Source organism: Lysobacter sp. GQ73 (assembly GCF_059758755.1).
The window spans coordinates 25,242-46,211 of the sequence record NZ_JCAXEE010000008.1 but is presented as its reverse complement, the minus strand read 5'-3'; the positions used below and the strand labels follow the sequence as shown (position 1 = coordinate 46,211).

At 66.4% G+C, this 20,970-nt stretch carries 20 protein-coding genes; 11 read left to right on the top strand and 9 right to left on the bottom strand.

All coding sequences use genetic code 11. The features are described 5' to 3' along the window. Nucleotides 1–51: 51 nt before the first annotated feature. Nucleotides 52–504 carry a PA2169 family four-helix-bundle protein gene (locus tag AC6CH2_RS19425; RefSeq protein WP_498270641.1) on the top strand — a complete coding sequence of 151 codons (453 nt, stop codon included), beginning with the start codon at nucleotides 52–54 and terminating at the stop codon, nucleotides 502–504. Between the two features lie 322 nt (nucleotides 505–826). Here AC6CH2_RS19425 and AC6CH2_RS19420 read toward each other — a convergent pair whose 3' ends face one another. Together AC6CH2_RS19420 and AC6CH2_RS19415 are read right to left on the bottom strand one after the other, a co-directional pair. Then, nucleotides 827–2,206 carry an amidohydrolase family protein gene (locus AC6CH2_RS19420; RefSeq protein ID WP_498270640.1) on the bottom strand — a complete coding sequence of 460 codons (1,380 nt, stop codon included), beginning with the start codon at nucleotides 2,204–2,206 and terminating at the stop codon, nucleotides 827–829. 178 nt (nucleotides 2,207–2,384) lie between these two features. Further along, on the bottom strand, nucleotides 2,385–2,633 hold the full coding sequence (locus AC6CH2_RS19415) for a hypothetical protein (RefSeq protein ID WP_498270639.1): 249 nt from the start codon (nucleotides 2,631–2,633) through the stop codon (nucleotides 2,385–2,387). A gap of 366 nt (nucleotides 2,634–2,999) precedes the next feature. Between AC6CH2_RS19415 and AC6CH2_RS19410 the strand changes: the two genes are divergently transcribed. Then, the gene (locus tag AC6CH2_RS19410; protein WP_498270638.1) at nucleotides 3,000–3,227 is read left to right on the top strand and encodes a hypothetical protein; all 228 of its coding nucleotides are present in this window, start codon (nucleotides 3,000–3,002) and stop codon (nucleotides 3,225–3,227) included. Between the two features lie 174 nt (nucleotides 3,228–3,401). Next, nucleotides 3,402–5,942 (top strand): DNA ligase D, encoded by a 2,541-nt coding sequence (gene ligD, locus AC6CH2_RS19405; protein WP_498270637.1) that lies wholly within the window; start codon nucleotides 3,402–3,404, stop codon nucleotides 5,940–5,942. Between the two features lie 711 nt (nucleotides 5,943–6,653). Here ligD and AC6CH2_RS19400 read toward each other — a convergent pair. From AC6CH2_RS19400 to AC6CH2_RS19390, 3 genes are all read right to left on the bottom strand, one after another. Then, nucleotides 6,654–6,875, bottom strand: a complete 222-nt coding sequence (locus AC6CH2_RS19400) for a hypothetical protein (RefSeq protein ID WP_498270636.1) — start codon at nucleotides 6,873–6,875, stop codon at nucleotides 6,654–6,656. Nucleotides 6,876–7,168: 293 nt separating this feature from the next. Continuing rightward, on the bottom strand, nucleotides 7,169–7,612 hold the full coding sequence (locus tag AC6CH2_RS19395) for a hypothetical protein (protein ID WP_498270635.1): 444 nt from the start codon (nucleotides 7,610–7,612) through the stop codon (nucleotides 7,169–7,171). 67 nt (nucleotides 7,613–7,679) lie between these two features. Beyond that, on the bottom strand, nucleotides 7,680–7,934 hold the full coding sequence (locus AC6CH2_RS19390; protein ID WP_498270634.1) for a hypothetical protein: 255 nt from the start codon (nucleotides 7,932–7,934) through the stop codon (nucleotides 7,680–7,682). A 374-nt stretch (nucleotides 7,935–8,308) separates the two neighbouring features. Between AC6CH2_RS19390 and AC6CH2_RS19385 the strand changes: the two genes are divergently transcribed. Beyond that, nucleotides 8,309–10,501, top strand: a complete 2,193-nt coding sequence (locus AC6CH2_RS19385; protein WP_498270633.1) for a prealbumin-like fold domain-containing protein — start codon at nucleotides 8,309–8,311, stop codon at nucleotides 10,499–10,501. Between the two features lie 164 nt (nucleotides 10,502–10,665). Here AC6CH2_RS19385 and AC6CH2_RS19380 read toward each other — a convergent pair whose 3' ends face one another. Continuing rightward, the gene (locus tag AC6CH2_RS19380; RefSeq protein ID WP_498270632.1) at nucleotides 10,666–10,989 is read right to left on the bottom strand and encodes a hypothetical protein; all 324 of its coding nucleotides are present in this window, start codon (nucleotides 10,987–10,989) and stop codon (nucleotides 10,666–10,668) included. Further along, the gene (locus AC6CH2_RS19375; protein WP_498270792.1) at nucleotides 10,986–11,390 is read right to left on the bottom strand and encodes an Hsp20/alpha crystallin family protein; all 405 of its coding nucleotides are present in this window, start codon (nucleotides 11,388–11,390) and stop codon (nucleotides 10,986–10,988) included. Before AC6CH2_RS19375 ends, AC6CH2_RS19380 begins: the two co-directional genes overlap by 4 nt. A gap of 657 nt (nucleotides 11,391–12,047) precedes the next feature. On the opposite strand from AC6CH2_RS19375, the gene AC6CH2_RS19370 reads away from it, so the two are divergent. From AC6CH2_RS19370 to AC6CH2_RS19340, 7 genes are all read left to right on the top strand, one after another. After that, nucleotides 12,048–14,168 carry a right-handed parallel beta-helix repeat-containing protein gene (locus tag AC6CH2_RS19370; RefSeq protein WP_498270631.1) on the top strand — a complete coding sequence of 707 codons (2,121 nt, stop codon included), beginning with the start codon at nucleotides 12,048–12,050 and terminating at the stop codon, nucleotides 14,166–14,168. Nucleotides 14,169–14,193: 25 nt separating this feature from the next. After that, complete coding sequence (locus AC6CH2_RS19365; protein WP_498270630.1) at nucleotides 14,194–14,991, top strand: hypothetical protein; 798 nt, start codon at nucleotides 14,194–14,196, stop codon at nucleotides 14,989–14,991. A gap of 81 nt (nucleotides 14,992–15,072) precedes the next feature. Further along, entirely contained in the window at nucleotides 15,073–15,843 is a 771-nt protein-coding gene (locus AC6CH2_RS19360; protein ID WP_498270629.1) for a class I SAM-dependent methyltransferase, read from the top strand. Nucleotides 15,844–16,162: 319 nt separating this feature from the next. Continuing rightward, on the top strand, nucleotides 16,163–17,101 hold the full coding sequence (locus AC6CH2_RS19355) for an SAM-dependent methyltransferase (RefSeq protein WP_498270628.1): 939 nt from the start codon (nucleotides 16,163–16,165) through the stop codon (nucleotides 17,099–17,101). A gap of 99 nt (nucleotides 17,102–17,200) precedes the next feature. Beyond that, nucleotides 17,201–18,274, top strand: a complete 1,074-nt coding sequence (locus tag AC6CH2_RS19350; protein WP_498270627.1) for a terpene synthase family protein — start codon at nucleotides 17,201–17,203, stop codon at nucleotides 18,272–18,274. Between the two features lie 460 nt (nucleotides 18,275–18,734). Further along, nucleotides 18,735–19,028 (top strand): hypothetical protein, encoded by a 294-nt coding sequence (locus tag AC6CH2_RS19345; RefSeq protein ID WP_498270626.1) that lies wholly within the window; start codon nucleotides 18,735–18,737, stop codon nucleotides 19,026–19,028. A 128-nt stretch (nucleotides 19,029–19,156) separates the two neighbouring features. Then, on the top strand, nucleotides 19,157–19,387 hold the full coding sequence (locus tag AC6CH2_RS19340) for a DUF6289 family protein (protein ID WP_498270625.1): 231 nt from the start codon (nucleotides 19,157–19,159) through the stop codon (nucleotides 19,385–19,387). Nucleotides 19,388–19,513: 126 nt separating this feature from the next. Here AC6CH2_RS19340 and AC6CH2_RS19335 read toward each other — a convergent pair whose 3' ends face one another. Together AC6CH2_RS19335 and AC6CH2_RS19330 are read right to left on the bottom strand one after the other, a co-directional pair. Then, nucleotides 19,514–20,188 (bottom strand): SRPBCC family protein, encoded by a 675-nt coding sequence (locus AC6CH2_RS19335; RefSeq protein WP_498270624.1) that lies wholly within the window; start codon nucleotides 20,186–20,188, stop codon nucleotides 19,514–19,516. Between the two features lie 188 nt (nucleotides 20,189–20,376). After that, nucleotides 20,377–20,916 (bottom strand): hypothetical protein, encoded by a 540-nt coding sequence (locus AC6CH2_RS19330; protein ID WP_498270623.1) that lies wholly within the window; start codon nucleotides 20,914–20,916, stop codon nucleotides 20,377–20,379. Between the last annotated feature and the right edge of the window lie 54 nt (nucleotides 20,917–20,970).

Here is a 20,970-nt window from a genome sequence, read left to right as displayed (position 1 = left end):
TGCCGCGATCGAGATAGTGCGCACTCCCCCGAAGAAGCTTAGGAGTCACGCATGTCGGATCGCGCAACCACGCATAACCTCAACGATCTCATCGAGATTGCCCGCGACGGCAAGGACTTTTATACCGAGGCTTCCGGACAGGTGAAGAACGCCGAGCTGTCCGCCTTGTTTTCCCGCATCGCCTCGACGAAGTCCGAGATCGTTACCGCGCTGACCGCCGAAGTCGCGGCGACAGGCGGATCGCCGGCCGAACACGGAACCTTCGTAGGTTCGATGCAGCAACTCTACGGCAAGGTCCGCGCCGCCTTCGGCGATACCGCCTACGGCTATGTCGCCGAGCTGGAGGAGTCCGAAGATCGTCTGCTCAAGGCGTTCAACGAGGTAGCCGGCGACTCCGGCCTGACGCCGGCCGCCCGTGCGGCCGTCGAGCGCTTCCTCCCGATCGTTCGCGGCACGCACCGCGAAATGAGTCAGCTGAAGCACTCGATGAAGGGCGCGGCCTGATCGCTGCCATGCACTGCTGAAGCCAATGGCCGGATCGATTCAGGCACCGTCTTTCGGCGCTCCGGGACATTGGTCCCACTACTCGGGTCGGCTGGCCTGCGATCTCAACATCCGAGATGCACGTCAGCGAGCATCCGAATACGGCAGAGCCGCTTCCCCCCTGTAGTTGCTCTGCCTCGCGCGCCCGGTTCCCCAACCGGGCGCGCTTCTGTTTTGGCCGCTCGCCCGAACGGACTGGCTCGGTTCTTCGAGATCGCGCCTGTTTCTGCCGCATCACGCTGCCGCCTGGCAGGCGCCACGGACAGGGCCCGAGATCGTGCGGTTACGGCGCCGCGCATCCGACGTACTCGGCCGCGACTTGGTCGGTCAGCGCCTGCAGCGCACTGCGCGAATACCAACGGCCATTCACCATCACGCCGAGCGGTCGCTTCAAGGTGCTCAGATCGTCCAGCGGGTTGCCCGCGGCGAGAACCAGATCGGCCCGATAGCCGGCGGCTACTATGCCGACAGGCTCGCTGCCGGGCCGATATTCGCCAATGAGGGCTCCCGGCGTGCGCGTCGCGGCCTGCAGCGCCTGATAGCGGCTCAGCCCGGCGGCTTCCAATGCGGCCAGGTTCTCGTGCAGCGAGTAACCGGGAAAGACGCCTGGCACTACCGGCGCATCGGTGCCGGTCACCAGTCTCAGATCCGCGTCCGCCATCGCCTTGACGAAGCCCTGCAGAAACTTCATTCGCTCGTCGAGCGTGCCGGAACGCTTGGCGTACTGGTCGGCACGACGAATCCAGTCCAGCCGCTCGCTGGGCGCCAGATGGCGCGCTTCAGGACGCCGCAGGTAAGTGCGCCCGACGCCGGGGCGTCCCCATTGCGAAGCCACGGCGCCATAGGTCGCTAGATCGGCGGTCACATAGGGACGCTTCCGCTTCAATAGCGGGATCGTCGTCGCGATCCGGCCCGGGTCGGGCGCGCGGGTGCCGGCGTCTTCGCCGGGCTCGAAGAACTCCGTGTAAAAGAACTCCTCCGCATGTGCGACCAAGACCTGCCCCGCTTCGATCTGCCGCCGCAATCCCAGCGCGTTCACGCCATGGCCAACCACCGGCATGTTGCGCGCTCGTCCCTCCTGGATCAGCGCGTCGAACGCCGGTGCGTCGAGGTCGTTGTAGACTTTGATGAAGTCGAAGCCGTTGGTTTGGGCGAGTTCGACCAGGGCACGCGCTTGCTGCGGCGTGCGCACTGCCAGATGGCCATACCTTTGCGATCCGTCGATCACAAAGGCCGCGTACACGCGCGGGCCGGGCACTTCACCGCGCTCGATCGCCGCGCGCGTGCCGCCGATGAAGGCATTGGGCGCCTCGCCCATGTGCAAGACAGTGGTGACGCCGTTGGCCAGATACACGGCCATGTCCTGGCGGGTGTCGGAGTGCGTGTGCATATCCGCCAGACCGGGCGATAGCCACGCGGTGCCGCCGCCGTCGACGATGCGGGCATGCGCGGGCACGGCGAGGTCCGGCCCGATCGCGCGGATGCGCCCGCTCTCCACTATCACGGTCTGTTTCCGCAACACGCGCTCGCGGTCCATCGGCACGACATTGACGCGAACGAAAGCGACCACGGACGGCTCGACCGCAACGGCTCCCGCGCTCGCAGGCAAGGCCCAGCCGCACAACAGCGCCAAGAACAGAACTAGGACAGCGGTTTTCAGCATGAATCGGCCTCATAGCCCTTCGTGGCGGATCTCGCGACGCCCAGCGCTTCGGCGCGGTCGACGCGAGGAACCGCAGAAAGACTAACGCGGATCATGCGGCAAGTCGTACCCTGCGCCGCGGCCGGGTATTACACGCCGCGGAGTCAGCGACGTTCGCTGCACGCCCCTGCCGCATCGCTTATTTTCCCGACTGGTCGACGACCACGGATGTTGGCGGATTCGTTGAGAAGACGATCCGAAAAACCCCAGCCGCGCCCTGACGCTTCGGCGCGCCCATGTTGATGCCCGAGATCTGGATTTTCGCTCGACCTCTCTCGCTCGAATCGGTCAGGACGTCCGGGAGTTCGAGGGACCCGACTTGCCTGCCGGCCAGCCCGGCCGCACATATCCATTGCCGCACGCGATTCGCATTCAGCCCGATGCCCATGGCCCGGACCGGCCCGGGCCGGTCCCGTCCGACAAGGCTCCGCAGATACACCCATCGAAGACACGGGCAATCTCGATCCCCTCGGAATCGGCATAGAACCCATCATTACAGGTTCGAAAGCGTCGTCTCGAACGCGGCCGGATCTTTCGCTGCGAGGTTCCCCGACTACGCCAGGAAGGCGCCGGGTCGCCGCCGTCGACGGCGGCATTGATGTTCCCGCTGGCTGGAAATGCACAACCTGCGCCCCCCCTAATGCCGTACGTCGGGCACACCAGACGCCCCGTCAGGTTCAAGGACGATCAGGCCGACGCTCGGCCGACCCGGCCTACGGCGCGACGGATGACCCAGGGACGGCGAGTTCACCGCATGAGCGACGAAACCCGATCAAATCTCCTGGCCAGGTCCGCACGCCATGGCTGGCTGCTGATGGTGCTGGCGACGGCCGGATGCCTGCATGCGCCTGTGAGCAACCGCAAGGCCGGCCCGGCCGGCTCGCCGCCGTCGTCGGACAGCGACAGCGCCCGGGCAGATTCCGCGAGGCTCGACGACCGCATGCTCGCGACACGGAACCCGCTCGTCTTCGCGCAGGCTTAATGACCGCCGGGGCAGTTTGATCGCTGTAGCCCCATGCTGCTCCGCAGTCGAGCCTGCCGAGCGCGCCCGACCGCGAACGCCGGCCGGGACGATCGCGGCGATCCGTCGCGCAAGCGGTTCAAGCGACGCGAAGCGGTCCGGCGGCCCGCCACGACCGAACAGTCAGGAGTCGGCATGTCGCTCACCGAGTATCGGCGCAAGCGCAGTTTCGACAAGACCCGCGAACCGGAGCCGGGCAAGGCGCTGCCGAAGGGAAAGCGCGCGATCTTCGTGGTGCAACTGCATCACGCCAGCCGGCGCCACTACGACTTCAGGCTGCAGATCGGCGACGCCTTGAAGAGTTGGGCCGTGCCCAAGGGGCCGTCCTACGATCCTTCGGTGAAGCGGATGGCGGTCGAGGTCGAGGATCATCCGGTCGACTACGCCAGCTTCGAAGGCGAGATACCCAAGGGTCATTACGGCGGCGGCCACGTCGCCCAGTTCGACAACGGAGTCTGGGCGACCGAAGGCGACCCGGAGGCGCAACTGGCGAAAGGGCATCTGCGCTTCGAGCTGTTCGGCAGGAAGCTCAAGGGCGGTTGGCACCTGGTGCGGTCGGGCCGTCAGGCGAGGCAACCGCAGTGGCTGCTGTTCAAGGACCAGGACGCGTACGCCGGCCGGCTCGAGGCGGACGACCTGTTGGCCGACGTGACCGCCCCGCCGAAGGAAGACGCACAGCGCGCCGGCGGCGGCAAGGCTCGGCGGAAGAGACTCGTCGAAGTGCCGGTGGCGAAGTCGTCGCGACGGGGACTGGCCGCCAAGGCGGCGAAACTTCCCAACGCCAGAAAGGCGACCTTGTCGGGCGAGGCCTTCGAGCTGCAACTGGCGAAGCTCGGCGAGGCTCCGCCGCAGGGCGAGGAATGGATCCACGAGATCAAATGGGACGGGTATCGTCTCGGCGTTACCGTGGTCAAGGGCAAAGCGCGGCTGTGGTCGCGCAATGCCCTGGAGTGGACCGGCAAGGTGCCCGAGGTCGCCGCGGCGGTCGAAGCTCTAGGGCTGACCAGCGCCGCGTTCGACGGCGAACTCATCGCGGGCTCCGGCACGAAGCAGGACTTCAATCTCCTGCAGGCCACCTTGTCGGGCGAGAAGCAAGGCGCGCTGACTCTCGTGCTGTTCGATCTGCTGCACGTCGACGGCGTCGATATATCGGGCGCGCCCCTGGCGGATCGCAAGGCGCTGCTGGAAGAGATCCTGCAGCATCCGCCAGCGCATCTGAGCTACAGCTCGCACGGCCACGACGGCGAACGGTCGTTCGCGGTGGCGACCGAGCGGCATTTCGAGGGCCTCATCTCCAAGCGCGCCGACCGGGCGTACCACGGCGGCCGCAGCGACGATTGGCGCAAGTCCAAGAGCCTGGCCAGCGACGAGTTCGCGATCGTCGGCTACACCGCGCCCAAGGGCTCACGGCACGGTTTCGGCTCGCTGTTGCTGGCCCGGCCCGACGCCGAACACGGGTGGGTCTATGCCGGACGAGTGGGCTCGGGCTTTTCCGACGCGCTGATCCAGGAGGTCACCGACAGCCTGAGCGAGGGCGGCAAGCAGCCCACGGTGCACGTGCCGCCGCACGACACCGACCTGCGCAGCGCGCGCTGGTTCGAGCCGGCCGCCGTGGTCGAGGTCTTCTATCGCGGAGTGGGTGGACATGGCCTGCTGCGTCAGCCCTCGCTCAAAGGGTTGCGGCCCGACAAGTCGCCGTCCGACCTGCGCGACTCGGACCGGGCCGCGCCAGGCCCCAAGCCCAAGCGCGGCGCGAAGAACTCCACGGCGAAGCGCACCAGACAGGACCTGTCCGACTTTCATCTGAGCAGTCCGACCCGGGTGGTCTTTCCGGATACGGGCATCACCAAACAGGACGTGGCGGCCTACTATCTGGCCGTCATGGACTGGCTGCTGCCCGAAGTCGCCGACCGGCCGCTGTCGATCATCCGATGCACCCAGGGCGTGGGCCGGCCATGTTTTTTCCAGAAGCACCACACCGCTGGCCTGGAACACGTCGACCGCGTCAAGCTGAAGGAGGAAGCCGGCAACCAGGCCGACTACCTGGTGGTGCGCGATGCGCGCGGCTTGATGGACCTGGTCCAGTTCAATGCGCTGGAATTCCACCCCTGGGGGTCGACCGCGGAATTCCCGGACCGCGCCAACCGGATCGTGTTCGATCTCGACCCGGGGCCCGGCGTCGCCTGGAACGAGGTCGTCGAGGCGGCGCGGCAGATCCGCAAGCTGCTGGAAACCCTGCAGCTGCAATCGTTCGTCCGCACCTCGGGCGGCAAGGGTCTGCATGTCGTGGTGCCGGTCAACCCCGGATGCGATTGGGACCTGGTCAAGCCCTTTGCCCACAGTTTCGCCGACACCCTCGCGGCGACGGAGCCGTTGAAGTTCGTCGCCACCTCGTCGAAGAAGTTCCGCAACAACAAGATCTTCGTCGACTACCTGCGCAACGGCCGCGGCGCCACCAGCGTCGCCTCGTTCTCCCTGCGCGCACGGGAGGGCGCGCCGGTCGCCATGCCGCTGCGCTGGGAGGAACTCGGCAAGGTCAAATCCGGCGCGGCCTTCGACATCCGCTCAGCGCAGGCCCGGCTCAAACGGCTGAGGAAACACCCCTGGCATGGCATCGACGCCATCGAACAGGATCTCGACAAGGTCTCGAAGCTGCTGGAGAAGTTGCACCCATGATCGGTGCCGCCTCGGCGATGCCTTAACCGATAGCGCCCGGGTGGTCGAGGGTGTTGCGCGACAGAACAGCGCGATGGAGTCACCCACGGTGGGGAACCCTCCGGCAGCCTCAACGACAACCGACCGATCGACTCAGGCTCGTCTGCGGACCGAGCGGCCACGTACGAGCCGCCGAGAAGCCGGCAGCAACGCAATGACGAGTGAATCCGCTCGACAGTTGCCGCGAGTCGATTGTCCGCGCCTGAATCGATGGCGCTTACGGGCAGGTGTAATCGATATACCGCCGCTGCGGATCCGTTTCCGAGACGGCGTAGTCGGACTTCGACTGGATCACCGAAGCTAACCGACAAGCACGAACGCTAGCCGGGCACGGTAAGTCCGCTGCATTCGAAGTGTTTTGAACGCATCGTGTGAGACGTCGTGTCCGCAGAGTGCGACTCGGGCGTCGACAATGGGATGGCCGCCTGCGACCGCGTGCGCATAAGTGCGTGCATGGCCGGCTGCGACGATCGCAAGCGGCCTGGGACGGTGTCGTCGACTCTCGACCGACCGGTATGACGGTAGTGGAACTCTCCCGACGGCCCGGCAGGCGGCAAAGCTTCGGCATCCGAGGGCTTAAGCCGCTCGATTGGAAGTCGGTGCGGTCCCGGCGTCTTCCGCCGTCCGGGGCAGTCGCTTTTCGGGGCCCCATGCGAGCGTCGCCGATGGCGCTCAACCGGTGGAGGTGAAGCCGTGCCGGTTGAGATGGTTCTCGACGAGGTCGTAGCGCGGCGGGTGCCAGGAGAACTCGATTCTCATCGCATCCTCGCTTTCCAGGACCGGCGAGGCGGAGATTACGCCCGGCAGAGTGCGTACCGCGGTCAAGGCCTCTTTGCGCAACGAATCCATCGAACTGCGGACGGGCGATATTCTTCGGACGATCAACTTCGGCATCAGGTTTCCTGCACGACGCTTCGACGCGCGCAGCCTAGCAAACGAAGTTGACAACCGAGTTGTCGGGATCACATGGGAACCGTGCGAGCTTGCGCTGAAGTCATCGCGAGCGAATACGTGCCGATTAGCGCACCGGTGAAGGCCCTTGCGGTCTTCGCCGCCGCACCGGCGCGACGATCGCGGCGCATCGGCGGCCCTGCCAGCCTCGGCGCGAGCCTGTCTGCGCGAACACGCTGCCGGCTCCGTCGGCGGGACGGGTTGAACGGATTCCGCGCCGCCTCGCAGCCGCCGTCCTACTCCCGCAGCGGCGCGGCAAACCGGTCCCAGCCGGCCTGCTCGCGATGCGTCCCTTCGGCCTGCAGCGCGCACTGCCGCATCGCCGGTCGGTTCAGGGCCCAAGGCCATTCGGCGACGCGACTTGCGGGGATTTGCTGCGCGCTCCCCGTGGCGGCGTGCAGGTAGACATGCTCCGCGACCTCCAGCACCTGCGCCCAATCCACCAGCGGAGCCCGGACCAGACGTTGGTAACACGCCTTCAACTGGCCTTGTATCGTGCTCGGCCGGCTATGGCGCAGCATGGCCTCGATGCCCAGCGCGATCGCGGCCTGCAGTTCGCCCTCTTCGAACAGTTCGGCGCCGGGAAGTTGCTCTGCGTGTTTCATCCAGTACCGTCGCTGCGCGTCGGCATCGACGTAACGCTGACGATCCGATTCGGTCCATGGTGCGGCTGTCGCCATCTCGCGTTTCCCTCTACGTTCGGCCCCTGCGGGCCGAAAAAATAGGCTTCCCGGCGTCAACGGCCCGTCAAAGAAACCGGCTTTTCGCGCGGAGAATCAGCTGCATCCCGCTGAGCCCGTTGCCGCCGCTGCCGGTATCCGCATCGCCGTCGCAGCCTTCGTCGCGCACCTCATGGATGCCGGCCGCGTCGCAGGCCTTGCATACATTCGGTGCTTGGCGGCGGCCGCTTTCGGCAGATCCGCCAGAGGCCGGAACCTTCGTGTCGCAAAACGGCAGAGCAAGACTCGGCCGTCGCCGGCGTGCGCTCCACAGTCGCGACATGCATGTCTGCCGTCGGTTCTTTGCGCGCCCGGGTTCGACCGCGGCGCGGCCGCACCGCATCCGGTGAGCACCTAGCGGATCGGAATCCAGACCCTCGGCTCGTTCGGAACGGCCGATCGGCGGCGCCGCTAGGGCGATCGCCATAAGTGTGCTACAAGGCGCACTAATACCCTGGTGGGTGGTTTCGGGCAACGCCACACCTTCCGCTATCAAGGATGTCGGGTTCGGGGGCGTCAATGAGCACTGGTTCGCGTCGGCAAAGCCTGTTTCGGCACCTGAGAATCGACCGTGGCCCCTTAACCGGCCCGCCTACCGCCCAGTCCCGTTGGGCCTGTGCTACCGCGGGTTTTCTGCTCGCGATCCTGATGGTGTCCGTGGCCGACATACGGCCGGCCTGGGCCTATCTGGCACCGACGTCGGTCACTGGCCGCACCGCGGCCGGCGCCACCTTCGTGTTGCCGACCGCGTTCAACGTGCCCTTGGCGATCGCCGGCAGCAACCTCACCTCCGATATCACGTTTACCAACTTCAACAGCATCGGCGGGCCGGCCGCGGGCTTCTACAGCCCGTCGTTTCCGATCGCCTCGCCGGCGATCGGGGGCACGGCCAACCTGGGCGGCTGCCCGGCCGTGTCGGCGACCCGCCAGACCTGCGCCAATCGCGGCACGATCACCTTGACCTTCCCGCAGCCGGTGCGTAACCCGCGCCTGCATCTCGGCGGAATGGGGGGCAACGTGATCCTGGACGCTGCTACGCGAACCAACCTGAGTGCGCGCTTCACGATCGCGTCGGCCGCCAACGGTGCGACGCCGGTGGCCGCGACCTGGACCCAGTTGGCCGGCAACGGCAATCTCGGCAACACCACGACCACCGCTTTCAGCACCGTGCTGGCCGGCAACACCAGTTGCAGCGTAACGCCTAATCCGGCCGCCTGCGGCACCTTGCAGGTCAACGGCACCATCACCCAGCTCGTGCTGAACGTCGGCGTGGATTACTCCGGCAATCTCGCCTTCGATGTGACCACCGCCGACGCCTTCATGGCCTTGGTGACGGTCGACGAGGACTTCGGCGACGCGGCCGCGACCTACGACCCCACCCAGGCCGCGGTACACAATCTCAGCGACCTGGTCATCGGCACCACGGTCACGGCCGACAACACCGCGGTGCAGGCTTCCACCACCAGTCCGAATGCCAGCGCGGCGGCGAACCTCGACAGCGACGAGTTCGTGTGGCCCACCTTGGTGCGCAACACCACGACCGCCCTGGTGGTGCCGATCGCCAATGCGAGCAAGTCGGGCACCCTGTGCGGCTGGGTCGACTTCAACAACGGCGGCACGTTCGCGGCGGCCGAAGGCGTATGCCAGGCTTTCGCGATCGGCGCGACCAGCGTGACTCTGAACATTCCGACCCCGGCCGCTGCCGTGGCCGGCAACCGCGTCGCCCGACTGCGGGTGGACTACGGCACCGAACTCACCACCGCGACGCCCGCGGGCCGCGCCGACAGCGGCGAGGTCGAGGATGCGCTGGTGACCATCGCGAGTCTGCCGACGATCGACCTGCGCAAGACCACGCTGGGTGCGCTGGGGAGCTTTGGCTTCGCATTGACCAATACGCTCCAGACCACGGGCGCGGTCACCACCACCGCGCTCAATACCCCGACCCAGGTCGACGGCGATACGGTCGCGGCCGGTGTCCAGGTATTCACCGTGGCGACCGCGGGACAGGCGGTGACGATCGACGAGAATTCGTTGCCCGCCGGCTGGACGTTGAGCGCGGCGGTCTGCACCGATGCCGGCAGCGCCACCGTCGGCAGCCTGAGCGGCACCACGTATACGATTCCCGCTTCGGCTACCGCGCTCGATGCGGTCCTGACTTGCACCTTCACCAACAGCCGACAGCCGATCCTGCGCTTGCAGAAGGCCTTGCCGCTGGGGCGCTTCGTCGCGACCGATCAGTTCGCCTTGACCATCGGCGGGCCGGGCGGACCGAGCACGGTTACCACCACCGGCAGCAGCAATGCGCCGAGCGAAGTCGCGATCGTCAACCCGGGATCGAGCGGCGGCGCCTACACCCTGACCGAGGCCGGCGCAGCCGGCGCCAACCTGGCGAGCTATACGACGACCTACGCCTGCACCAACGCATTGGCCGGCGGGCAGACCCCGAGCGGCAGCGGCATCAGTTTCAATGTCACCGCCGCCGACGGCGACGACCTGACCTGCACCTTCAGCAATACGCGCGCGCCGATCGGCGACTTGTCGATCACCAAGACCAACACCCCGGGCGTGAACGGCGACATCGACCAGGCCGGCGACACCTTGGGCCGTGGCGCAACCACGGCCTACACCATCGTGGTCAGCAACACCGGTCCGGATGCGGTGAACGGCGCGGTATTGCGCGACCCCGCCTCCGGTCGCAGCAATCTCACTTGCACGGCGCCGGCGACCTGTACCGGCGCGGCCTGTCCGAGCGCGTCGTTGAGCCTGGCGGCGCTGGATGCCGGCGTAGTACTCGGCAACCTGGTCAACGGCGGCACCGTCACCGTCACCCTGAGCTGCGTGGTCAACTAGGCCGCTCGACGGCGGCTTCGACGGCGGTGGCGTCGGCGAGGTTCGCGCCGTACATGGCTTCGCCTCGCTCGACCGGGCGAGCGCCAGCCGGCGATGCGTCACGAGCGCGGCCATGCCCTGTCCCGCTTCATCTGCAGCGTCCCGGCGGCTGTTGCTCCGCTCGATCAACGGCGCGACGACCGCAGAACCGCTTCGTCGACGAGCAAGGCCGTCCACTGTTCGGAGAAGTCCGCGCATCGCTCGCGGATCAGATCGCTATGGCGGCAGGTGCTCGGCACGGCCGACTTGCAGTCCACCGCGTCGGCGAGCGCCGACTGCCACATGGCCAGGACCTTGGCCGGATCCGGATGCGCCTTGACGAGCGCGAGCAACATCAGGTGCTGCATCGCCACCTGCGCCTGCAGCGAGGACAACATTTCCTCTGTGATGCGGTCCATGGCGACCCCGCGGAAAAGAGCGGCCCGCGCACGGCGGGCCGCCGAAGTCATGCGTTGTGGACCTGCCCCACCGGAATGCGGCGCGGCGTGGTCTCCGGACGCTTGGGAATCACGATTTCCAGCACGCCGTTGTTGCCGGACGCCGAGATGCCATCGGGATCGGCGCTGTCGGGCAGCGCGAACCGGCGGTGGAAGGTGCCGTGCTGGCGTTCGGTGCGCGCGAAGGTCTGCGACTGGCGGCTGTCGATGCGCCGCTCGCCGCGGATCGTCAGGATGCCCTTCTCCATCTGGATGTCGATCTGTTGCGGATCGACGCCGGGCAGGTCGGCGATGAGCAGGAATTTGTCGTTGTGTTCCTGGATGTCAACGAGCGGTACCCATTGGCTCGTTACGACGGACGACTCGTCCGCCGTCGTACTGCGCAAGAACACGTCGTTGAACAGCTGATCCATCAAGTTGCGAAACGAATCCTGCTTCGACGTATTCAGCGTCGGCCATTGGGGATTTCGAACCATAGCGTTCATGGCAGGGTCTCCATTGGTCATAAGGACGAGCTCCTCGTCCGCCAGCACGAATAGGGTTTGCGATCCGGGTTTCAAGGGCGGCGACCGGACCGTTCTGCGCCGTTTAAATTTTATTTAGGATGCCCACCGGCCAGGTGGAACGGCGCTCTCAACGGTGTGCGCCGAGGCCGGACGGACGGTGCCGGTCCGCGGCGCGACGCGACGCGTCACCGCGCGATACCGCCGACGTCCCGGAGCGCGCGAATGACGACCATGTGCTCGCGCCCGCCGCCGTGCTACGCAGAATCTCCCGCCCGGCGGCCGCCGGTTTCGGCAGGGATGCCGGGAGCGATCGCCAACTCAGTCACAACTTGCATATTTCGTGACTGCGGCCACTAGGCCGGCATGGTCGCGCATGGCATCAACGCCGGGTCCGGAATGCTGCCGGATCGGACGGTCGCTCGGGGTTGCGTCCGTCGGCCGCCGCCGGGGCCGGTCGCTTTCGGTGCGATCGCCGCCGATTACTTTCATCGCCATCGTCCAGGGGATTTCGCAGTGCCTATCGACTCTCGTAATTCATCGTCCCGGTGCGGACGCGTCCTGCGCATGCTGCCGGCGCTGTTCTTCGGCGGGCTGGTCATGGCCCCGGCCATGGCGGCGGAGCCGCGCATGGGCGGCGAAGGCCAGGCCCATGCGGGCCTGATGTGGCCGAGCGAGCCGCCGGCGAATTATTGCCAGGCCGGCGTCATGCCGAGCGGCCCGGCGACCCCGCCGGAAGGCGCGATCGTGGTCCCGGCCGGCGACAACAGCGGCTTCGATTTCCGGCGCGCGGGCGTGACCTTCTGGTTCGAACCGGGCGTGCACACCCTCGGCACGGACAAGTACAGCCAGATCATCGCCCAGAACGGCAACACCTACCTGGGCGGGCCCGGCGCGATCATCGACGGCCAGAACCGCAACCATTACGCCTTCACCAACACGGCGCAGAACGTGGTCGTACGCTACCTGACCATCCGGAACTTCGGCCGCTACAGCGACGACCCCCTCGAGGACTACGGCAACTTCGACCAGGGCGTGGTCAACCACGACGCCGGCGACCACTGGACGATCGAGTACAACACCATCGTGAACAATCGCGGAGCGGGCGTGTTCCTCGGCAGCCACAACAAGGTCAGCTACAACTGCCTGAAGAACAACGGCCAGTACGGCTTCAGCATGTACAAACGGCCGTTGCAGAGCGAGGGCCCGCCGACCGCCGAGCAGCCGGCGCCGGGGCGTTCGGCCATCGTCGACATCGAGCTGAGCCATAACGAGATCGCCGGCAACAACGTCGACGATTGGGAGGCCAGCACCAAGTGCGGCTGCACCGGCGGCGGCAAGTTCTGGGACGTGCGCGGCGCCAGGATCGTCGGCAACTACGTCCACGACAACCACGGCACCGGCCTGTGGGCCGACACCAACAACATCGACTTCCTGTTCGAGAACAACTACATCCGCGACAACGCCGGCGTCGGCATCTGGTACGAGATCAGCTACAACGCCACCATCCGCGCCAACACCTTCATTAACAACGGCTGGACTTCGGGCAACGCCGACCGCGGCGCGCCGGCGCCGGCGATCTACCTGTCCGAGTCCGGCGGCGACAGCCGCCTGCCCAAGGACGTAAGCGGTTCGGACCGGCTGCGCATCTACGACAACTACTTCGAGAACAACTTCTCGGGCGTGTCGATCTACGAGAGCGCCAACCGCTTCTGCAACTCCAACGGCAATACCAGCCAGGTGTATTGCACGCCCTTCGTGCATCCGGCGCTGATCGTGCGGCCGGACCCGGAGCACCCGAGCAGCTACCCCGCTCCGGTCAGCCACCTGCATCCGTGCTACACCGAGATCAACGGCGATCCGACCCTGCAGCGCGACTGCCGCTGGCACGCCAGGAACATCGAAGTGACCGGCAACGAGTTCTACTTCGATCCGGCGGCGGTGCCCTGCGGCAGTTCCAGCTTCTGCGGCGCGCAGGCGCTGTACGCCACCGGCGACAACAACCTGAGCTGGTCGCCGTACACCGTGCAGCAGGTGCAGAACGATGTGATGTTCAACAACAATAATCGCTTCGCCAACAACCACTACTACGGCCCGTGGCGTTTCGCTAAGCGCTACGGCGAGGCGATGAGCTTCAAGTCCTGGCAGGCCGCGCCGTACCTGCAGGATGCGGGCAGCACCACCGATGGCTCGCTGTTCAACCTGCTCGACACCGCGACCGCGACCCTGGAGACCTCGGCCGGCCTGTGGACGCCGTGGTACGGCAGCAGCGCCGCCCGCGCCGATGTCGCCCACAGCGGCGCGTACAGCCTGCAAGTGGTGGTCGAGGACAGCTATTGGGGTCTGGAAGTCGCCAACCATCCCGGTTACCTGTCCGACAACGCCCGCAAGCGCCTGAGCTTCTGGGTCAAGCACGTCGCCGGCACCCCGCCGTTGCCCGCCAACGCGCGCGTGCGCCTGCGCTGGCACAAGGAAGACGGCAAGCCGGCGACCGGCGACGAGGACACCTCCTTCAGCGACGTGTCGATGGGGACGGTCGGCGATGAGTGGACCCAGATCGTGGCCGATGTGCAACCGCCCGCGCTGACGGCAAGCGTGTGGGTGCAGTTGCTCGGTTCGGGCGGCTCGGCCCACCACAACGCCAGCTTCTATCTCGACGACGTCGTGTTGCAGGACGCACCGCAGTAAGCGGCGCGCGCAGCGGGCCGCGAAGATGCGTTCGCGGCCCGTTGACGGCGCCGATCACCTTGCGCCTGTCCGATGGAAACGATGGGTTGCCGAAATTACGCCGCCGCGGCCGCGGCAGGCGAATGCGGCCGGCCGCGGCGACGAACCCTGGCAGCTTCATGCGATCATCGCGTCTTCAAGATCGAAACAAATCCGCTCGAACGACCGGTATCGGCGCTGTGCACGGACCGCGGCGTTGGGCTTGGCGCTGCTGGGCGCTGTCGGCTCGGCCCAGGCGCAGTTCGGAGCGAGCGGGACCAGCGATCTGCCGTTGCATTGGGTATTCGGCCCGTGGGTCGTGTTGGTCGGCGCGCTGTCGGCGGCTTGGTGGTTGCGCCCGTCGTGGCGGCCGCGGCTTTGCAAGGCGATGCGTCGCGGCGTGCTCGCCTACCTGTTCGTCGAGTTCGTTCCGGTGCTCGTATGCATGTTCGCCGCGGGTCTGTTCGATGTCTGGAAGACCGCCGCGATGATGTTTTGGGCACTGTCGTTCCTGGGCGTGATGTTCTCCGGCCTGGTGTTGCTCGTACTCGTATCGCTGGCGCTCGCATTGGATTGGGTGTTCTCTCCTGCCGGCGCGTGGTGCAGCCATGAACTCGAAAAAGGCCCGCGGCGAACTCGAGAGACTGGTCTGCCGGTCTTCGATGCCTGCCCTTTCTCTCCGCTATCCGCGTGCGCCTCCCCAGCCGGCGAGAAGGCCGCTCTGCCTGGGGCGGAGCAGGAGGCCGCTACCGAGAACTGCGCACTGGCCAGGGAACGGCAGAATCCGATTTTGAAACGTTTGTAGCGCCCGGCCTGCCGGGCGTCATATCGTTTATCGCTGTTATCCGTCCTCGCTTGAGTCGAAAACGAACCAGGAGCCCGGTCCATGCTCGATTACGACCTCGAATTGCAACGCCACAACGAGGCATTGCGGCGCGCTTACGACATCCGCACTGACGACCGGGTTCTAGATATCGGCTGCGGGACCGGACAGACCACGCGCGAAGCGGCCCGACTGGCGCCGGCAGGATCGGTGCTCGGGGTCGACCGGTCGGAAGAGATGATCGAGCGCGCGAGGCAGCTCACGGGTGCGGCCGGTCTGGGCAACGTCGAGTATCTGTGCGCAGACCTCGAACGGCAGACGCTGCCGCATGAGCGTTTCGATGCGGCGATCAGCCGGTTCGGCACGATGTTCTTCGAACATCCGCTGGCGGCCTTCGAACGTATCCGCAGCGCACTGCGACCGGATGGGCGTCTGTTGATGATGGTGTGGCAGCCGCGCGATCGCAATGAATGGGCAACCGCCATCGACGACGCGTTCCGGTTCGACCGAGCGGACGCCGCCGGCTCGTCCGCCGTCCCGCCCGCGTTCTCCCTGGGCGACCCGGACACCGCACGGCGCATGCTCGAATCCGCCGGCTTCGTGACGCCGGCATTCGACGAAGTGCATGCGCCTGTCTACTACGGCAGCGATGCCGATGCCGCGTTCGAGTTCGTCTCCGGGTTCTCGACCGTGCAGGACCAACTCGCCCGCCTCGACTCCAGCCAACGCGAGCAAGCGATCGATCGTCTGCGCCGGCTGTTCGCCGAGCACCAACGGACCGACGGCGTCTGGCTCGATTCGCGCGCCTGGATCGTCTACGCGCGCCGGCGCTGATCTGCCTGCGCCAAGCATGCGGCTTGCGAACGTCGTGGCGACGGGCGCCGACCGGTCGCGCTCGCTCACGCTCGCTCACCGCCGCAGCGTGCGAGGAATCACAGGAAAATCCGCGGCGGCGTGACACCTTATCGCCGGAGCGCGACTGCATGCGCGTGCAGGCTGCGCTGCGGAACCCGGGCGATTCGCCAGCGCCCCGCTTGCGGCCTCGGCCGCGAGTTTTCGCGCATCAAGGCGTGACTGTGCACAAGCGTTGCACCGAGGTCCTTGCAGCATCGCGCCAGGCGGCGCGAATGCTTGGGTCAGACCAGGGGGAGTCATGAACCACTTCGCCATCCAAACATCCGAAGTCCGTGCCGGGCAACCGCCGATCACGGCGATCCAGGGCGCGTCCATCGACGAGTACCAGGCCAAGGTCGAATACACCTACCAGGACGACCCGGGAGACTGGCGCAAGGTCATCGGCCACGGCCTGTGGTTCCAGTTCGGCATCTACGACGACCCGGGCTTGCCGCAACCGGCGTCCCTGGACGAGTCGGGCGCCCGATATTTCGACCGGCAGCTGCGCCTGGCCGGCCTCGATCAGGGCCGCGTCCCCGTCGAACGCGTTCTCGACATCGGCTGCGGCTGGGGTTCGGTCCTGGCGCATCTGGCCGATCGCTTTCCCGAATGCCGGCATCTGGACGGCATCAATGTCAGCCGCCGCCAGCTGGAGCACGGCGCGCGGATGCATGCCGAACGGGGCCTGTCCGGCCGCATCCACCTGTATCACGGCAATGCGAAGGACATCGACCTGCTGCCCGAGGCGGACCGGCCCTACGACCTGGTCGTCATGCGCGGGGTCATCTCGCATTTTCCCAACGATCTGTACCAGGACGTCATGCGGAAATTGCGCCGGTTGGTGCATCCGCAAAGCGTGGTGATCGTCTCCGACAATCTTTACAACATCGATCTCGGCCACTACCGGTCCGACACGCCCGACATCGTCGACAGGCTGGCCTGCAAGTACCGCAAGACGCCCAAGTACTTTTGCGAAGTGCTGGAGCGCAGCGGATTCGGCATCGAGGATTTGCGGGTGCTGCCCAGCAATGCCGACGCGATCCGTTGGCTGCTCGATATCAGGGCCAACATCGAGCGGAACTTTCCGCTCGGCGTCGCCGGCGCGCTGGAGGAACTGCATGTCATGACAGAAAGCCTGGCGGTGGCGCTGGTGAAGAACCAGATCTCGATCTACAGCGCCATCGTGCAGCCTCGTTGAGGCGGTTTTCGGCATCCCACGTTCCGCGGTCGAAGGACCGCTCCGAAACGTTCAACGAGAGAGTCGACGATGATCAAGGCGCCCAACTTCGTTCGCGACTTGGCCGGCCTGCCGGCATTGGGGGAAAAGATACATCACCCCGATTTTCACCTGACCCTGAAGCCGCTCTGGCACCCGGACCACGAGGAAGCCGAGCGGCAAGTGGCGCTGAGCGATAGCCGCTACATCCTGGCCCATTATGGAAGCCAGAAGGCGGTCGATCATTATTTGTCCATGAGCATGCCGTCCTACGGCGGCCTTGCCTATCCGCATACCAAGCGGGATCGCATCTACAACCTCGAACGGATGATGAGCATCACCACCTTGATCGACGACACCACCACCAACCCGCAGATACTCGGGGACGAGCGGCGGCAGTCCGAGATGCGTCGGCATTATTTCGATGCGATAGCGGGCATCCGCCCTCCCGACTCGGCCCCCATCGCCCAGTTGTTGTACGAAGGGCTGCTGCCGATCAAGCGGCAGATGGCGTCCAAGCCGCGGGTCTGGAAACGCCTCGAGGAATCGCTGCTCACCATGATCGTCCGGCAGACCGATTCGCTGGCCCTGCAGATGGATACCCTGAGCTTCGAGCGCTATCTGGAACTACGGCGGGTCGACAATTACGGCGAGTGGGCCGCGATGATGACCGAGTACGCCCTCGACGTGGACATGACCGACGCCTTGGCCGCCGACGCCTCCCTCGTGGCGGTCAGGACCGCGGCGATCGACTCGATCACCCTGGTCAACGACCCCTATTCGTTCCGCAAGGAAATACACATCGCCGACTCGGTGAACTCGGTGTGGCTGTTGATGCATCTGGAAGGGCTCACGCTGCAGGGCGCGCTGGACAAGTTGGCGCTGCTGGTGGCCGACAACGAGCGCAAGCTGATCGCCGCCCGCGACCGGGTGCTGGCCGGGCCGCTCGGGGCGCGCAGCGACGTGCGCGAGTACCTCACCGAATTGGAGCACCTGGCCTCGGGCAATGCCGAGTTCCACGCCATCAGCACGCGCTACCACGGCCGGGACTTCAAGGGACAGCGATTCATCTGCGGCGAGGTGACCATCAAGCCGCTGCCGTCCACCGACGAGATCGCCGCGGCGGACCTCGCGCAAGCGCGCCGGCTCGACTGATCGACTGCGGCGTTCAGGCCCGCTCCGCATGGCCAGCGTTCAGGCCCGTTCCGTACAGCGGAAGCCTGTCGCTGCGCGCGAACCGCGCCGGTCTCTCGGCCGGCAAGGCAGCCCGGGTTCGAGCGGGAACGAATCGGCGAAATAACTCAGGCAGGGCGCGTGGTTACGAGGCGCCGTGCAGTGGCCTGAATGCGGCCGCCGACGCTCGGGCGCGTGGCGCCGCACCCGAAACCTTCCCGGCCTGGCCCGGTTTCGGCCTTGAGCGGGGGCGGGCGCTGCCTAGTATCGATCCGGCGCATTGGACGCGCATGGCGGACTTCGCATGAAGCGGGCTTTTTCACCTGTCCGCACTCGCGACAGGCTCCGCAGGCACTCGTGCACCGACGTCCCCGCCATCGTCACGGGCGTAGCCGCGCCGCGTCGGCGCTCAGTCAGCGGTCTCAACCTACGAGGGAACACGATGAAGATGCTTTTGAAAGTACTGGTGCTGGGCACGGTGATGCAGGCCGCGGCGTGGTCCGCGGGCGCCGGTCAGGCCCAGGCGCGCGCGGCGACCGGCCCGAGCGACCCGAATCACTCGTTCTGCACCGAATGGCAGATCGCGGTGGATTACCCGCCTTACTGCATCGACCCGAACGATCCGGGCACCGGTCCGGGCGAACCCGGCCCGGGCGGCGAGTGCGTGCCGCCGCCGTGCATACCGGGCAAGCCTTGCCTCGATCCTTGCCCTTCGCTCGAGCCGAATCCGGCCTGATCGGCCTGAGCATCGGCGGCGCGGCAGGCACGCCCCACTGCCGCGCCGCCGTCGCGCTCAGTCGTTCGACCCGCTGTTCGTTCTAACGCTAGCCGTTCGACCCCAGCCATCCCGCCTTCGGAGGATTCATGAAACGACCCGTCCGCACTGCCCTGCTGATCGCAGCCTCGTTGTCCGCGCTGGCATTCGGCGCCTCGGTGGCGCGCCCGCCGCCGACCGGTTCCGGCTGGATCGAGTACAAGTACTACGACAGTTCCAACAATCTGGTCGGTGCACGCCTGATCGACTGCACCGGCATCGTCTCGACTTTCGGCTTGTTCCAGGGCCGGGTCGAGATCGAGCAAGGCCCTTGCTTCTGATGCAGTAGATAAGCCGCCCGAGCGATCCCGTGAGCGGGCACCGCTGCGCAGTCGTGTGCGCAGCGGCTTGCTTTCGCCGGAAGAGCCGGCGGCCACGCCTGGCGGCCTGGCCGCTCGCCGGGTCGTTCAGTCGCCGATCCCGCGCGGCAGCGGCCGTCCCGAAGCGCCCGCGACCACCTTGCTTACGCTGGATACCGCGGCCGACGCCAGCGAACGCTGCGCCAGAAACGCCGGCGTCTTGCCGCCGATGTCGGTCAGCGACGAGTAGGTCAATCGCGTTCCGGCAGTGGTCGGGGTGAGGGTCCATTCACCGCGCGAACGCAGCGCCACGCAATCGGGCTTCGGGGTTTTGCCGATATAGTCGAGCGCTACGAATTTCACCCGTATCTCGCCGCCGGCGAGCGCGTGCCGGTCGAAACGCATGGAGTAGCAGCGATCGCTGGTCACCGGGGTGCTGAGCACGTCGGACCAGATCGCCCGGTCGGGTCCGCGCTGGACGAAGCGGCGGTCGATGTTCTTGTTTTTCTCGTCGAGGTATCTGCCCAGCAGGTAGTCCGCGACCGTCTGCGGCGAAACCTTCACAGACGCGGTCACCCGAAGCTCGTCGAAACGTTCGCCAGGGATGCTGCGCGCCTCCAGGCGGATGCCGTCCTTGTCGCTGAGCGTGCGCCAGGGCGGGGTTTGCGCATCGACGGCCGCCGACCATGCGAGCGGCAACCACAGCAGACAGGCCCAATACCGGGCCGACCTGGCGAGGACGGCCGCGATCCGACCCGCGGCAGCACTGTGCAACGACACCATGACTCGTCTCCCCGGCGCTTGAGCCGTCCCGGGGATTCGATGCCAGGGCCATGACAGGAGCAAGACAAAGACGACACGATCGGCGCCGTCGCGCTCGCCGGTCAGTCCGGACGAGCCGCCGAACGGTCGGATCGAGCGGATCGGGCGCGCGGCAGAACCGCGCTGCGGTCAGGCCGGCTTGCGACCGATTAGGTTCCGCATTCGAGATCCGCCGCGCCCAGGTGCTCGAATCCCTGCAGCGCGAGACAGGATTTTCCCGGCGCGCAATCCTGAAGATTCGCAGACATGAGATTGTCCGGCTTCGGGCCATCGATACGCAGACCGAACAAGGCTTCGACCTCGCGCTCGCTCACTTTCCGATCGAATTCGACGGACAGTTGCTGCAGTTGTCCGTGCTCCCACTCGAGTTCGACCGCACTGATCGGCGACGGCAACGCCTTGGCGATGCCCGGCGGCAACTCCGGCCCGGCATGGTAGTTGCCGGTAGCGCCGAGACAGGCATCGCCCCAGTCCATGCGGTCGAAGTCGGCCGCGCAACCGAATCGCGGATCCCGTATTCCAAAGCGCTTTTCGAGCATGCAGCCGAAATCGGTCGCCTTCATCCTCGGCCAGGCCGTCAATTCGGCCGGCACCAGCTTGATGACGAAAGCATCTTCGCCAGGCCGGGCGGCGAAAACCGCCTCTGCCGACACCATCATCAATGCAACGACCAGCACCGTCTTTCGCACCGCCGACACCTTCCCTGTATCCGGATTTCAGCCTATCACGTGCCGGTTCGCGGA

Coding starts and splice junctions, on each gene's coding strand:
- AC6CH2_RS19425 (WP_498270641.1), top strand. CDS start 52: ATGTCGGATCGCGCAACCACGCATAACCTCAACGATCTCATCGAGATT.
- AC6CH2_RS19395 (WP_498270635.1), bottom strand. CDS start 7,612: ATGGCGACAGCCGCACCATGGACCGAATCGGATCGTCAGCGTTACGTC.
- AC6CH2_RS19380 (WP_498270632.1), bottom strand. CDS start 10,989: ATGACTTCGGCGGCCCGCCGTGCGCGGGCCGCTCTTTTCCGCGGGGTC.
- ligD (WP_498270637.1), top strand. CDS start 3,402: ATGTCGCTCACCGAGTATCGGCGCAAGCGCAGTTTCGACAAGACCCGC.
- AC6CH2_RS19335 (WP_498270624.1), bottom strand. CDS start 20,188: ATGGTGTCGTTGCACAGTGCTGCCGCGGGTCGGATCGCGGCCGTCCTC.
- AC6CH2_RS19375 (WP_498270792.1), bottom strand. CDS start 11,390: ATGGATCAGCTGTTCAACGACGTGTTCTTGCGCAGTACGACGGCGGAC.
- AC6CH2_RS19390 (WP_498270634.1), bottom strand. CDS start 7,934: ATGTCGCGACTGTGGAGCGCACGCCGGCGACGGCCGAGTCTTGCTCTG.
- AC6CH2_RS19345 (WP_498270626.1), top strand. CDS start 18,735: ATGAAGATGCTTTTGAAAGTACTGGTGCTGGGCACGGTGATGCAGGCC.
- AC6CH2_RS19415 (WP_498270639.1), bottom strand. CDS start 2,633: ATGGGCATCGGGCTGAATGCGAATCGCGTGCGGCAATGGATATGTGCG.
- AC6CH2_RS19355 (WP_498270628.1), top strand. CDS start 16,163: ATGAACCACTTCGCCATCCAAACATCCGAAGTCCGTGCCGGGCAACCG.
- AC6CH2_RS19360 (WP_498270629.1), top strand. CDS start 15,073: ATGCTCGATTACGACCTCGAATTGCAACGCCACAACGAGGCATTGCGG.
- AC6CH2_RS19420 (WP_498270640.1), bottom strand. CDS start 2,206: ATGCTGAAAACCGCTGTCCTAGTTCTGTTCTTGGCGCTGTTGTGCGGC.
- AC6CH2_RS19340 (WP_498270625.1), top strand. CDS start 19,157: ATGAAACGACCCGTCCGCACTGCCCTGCTGATCGCAGCCTCGTTGTCC.
- AC6CH2_RS19370 (WP_498270631.1), top strand. CDS start 12,048: ATGCTGCCGGCGCTGTTCTTCGGCGGGCTGGTCATGGCCCCGGCCATG.
- AC6CH2_RS19410 (WP_498270638.1), top strand. CDS start 3,000: ATGAGCGACGAAACCCGATCAAATCTCCTGGCCAGGTCCGCACGCCAT.
- AC6CH2_RS19400 (WP_498270636.1), bottom strand. CDS start 6,875: ATGCCGAAGTTGATCGTCCGAAGAATATCGCCCGTCCGCAGTTCGATG.
- AC6CH2_RS19365 (WP_498270630.1), top strand. CDS start 14,194: ATGCGTTCGCGGCCCGTTGACGGCGCCGATCACCTTGCGCCTGTCCGA.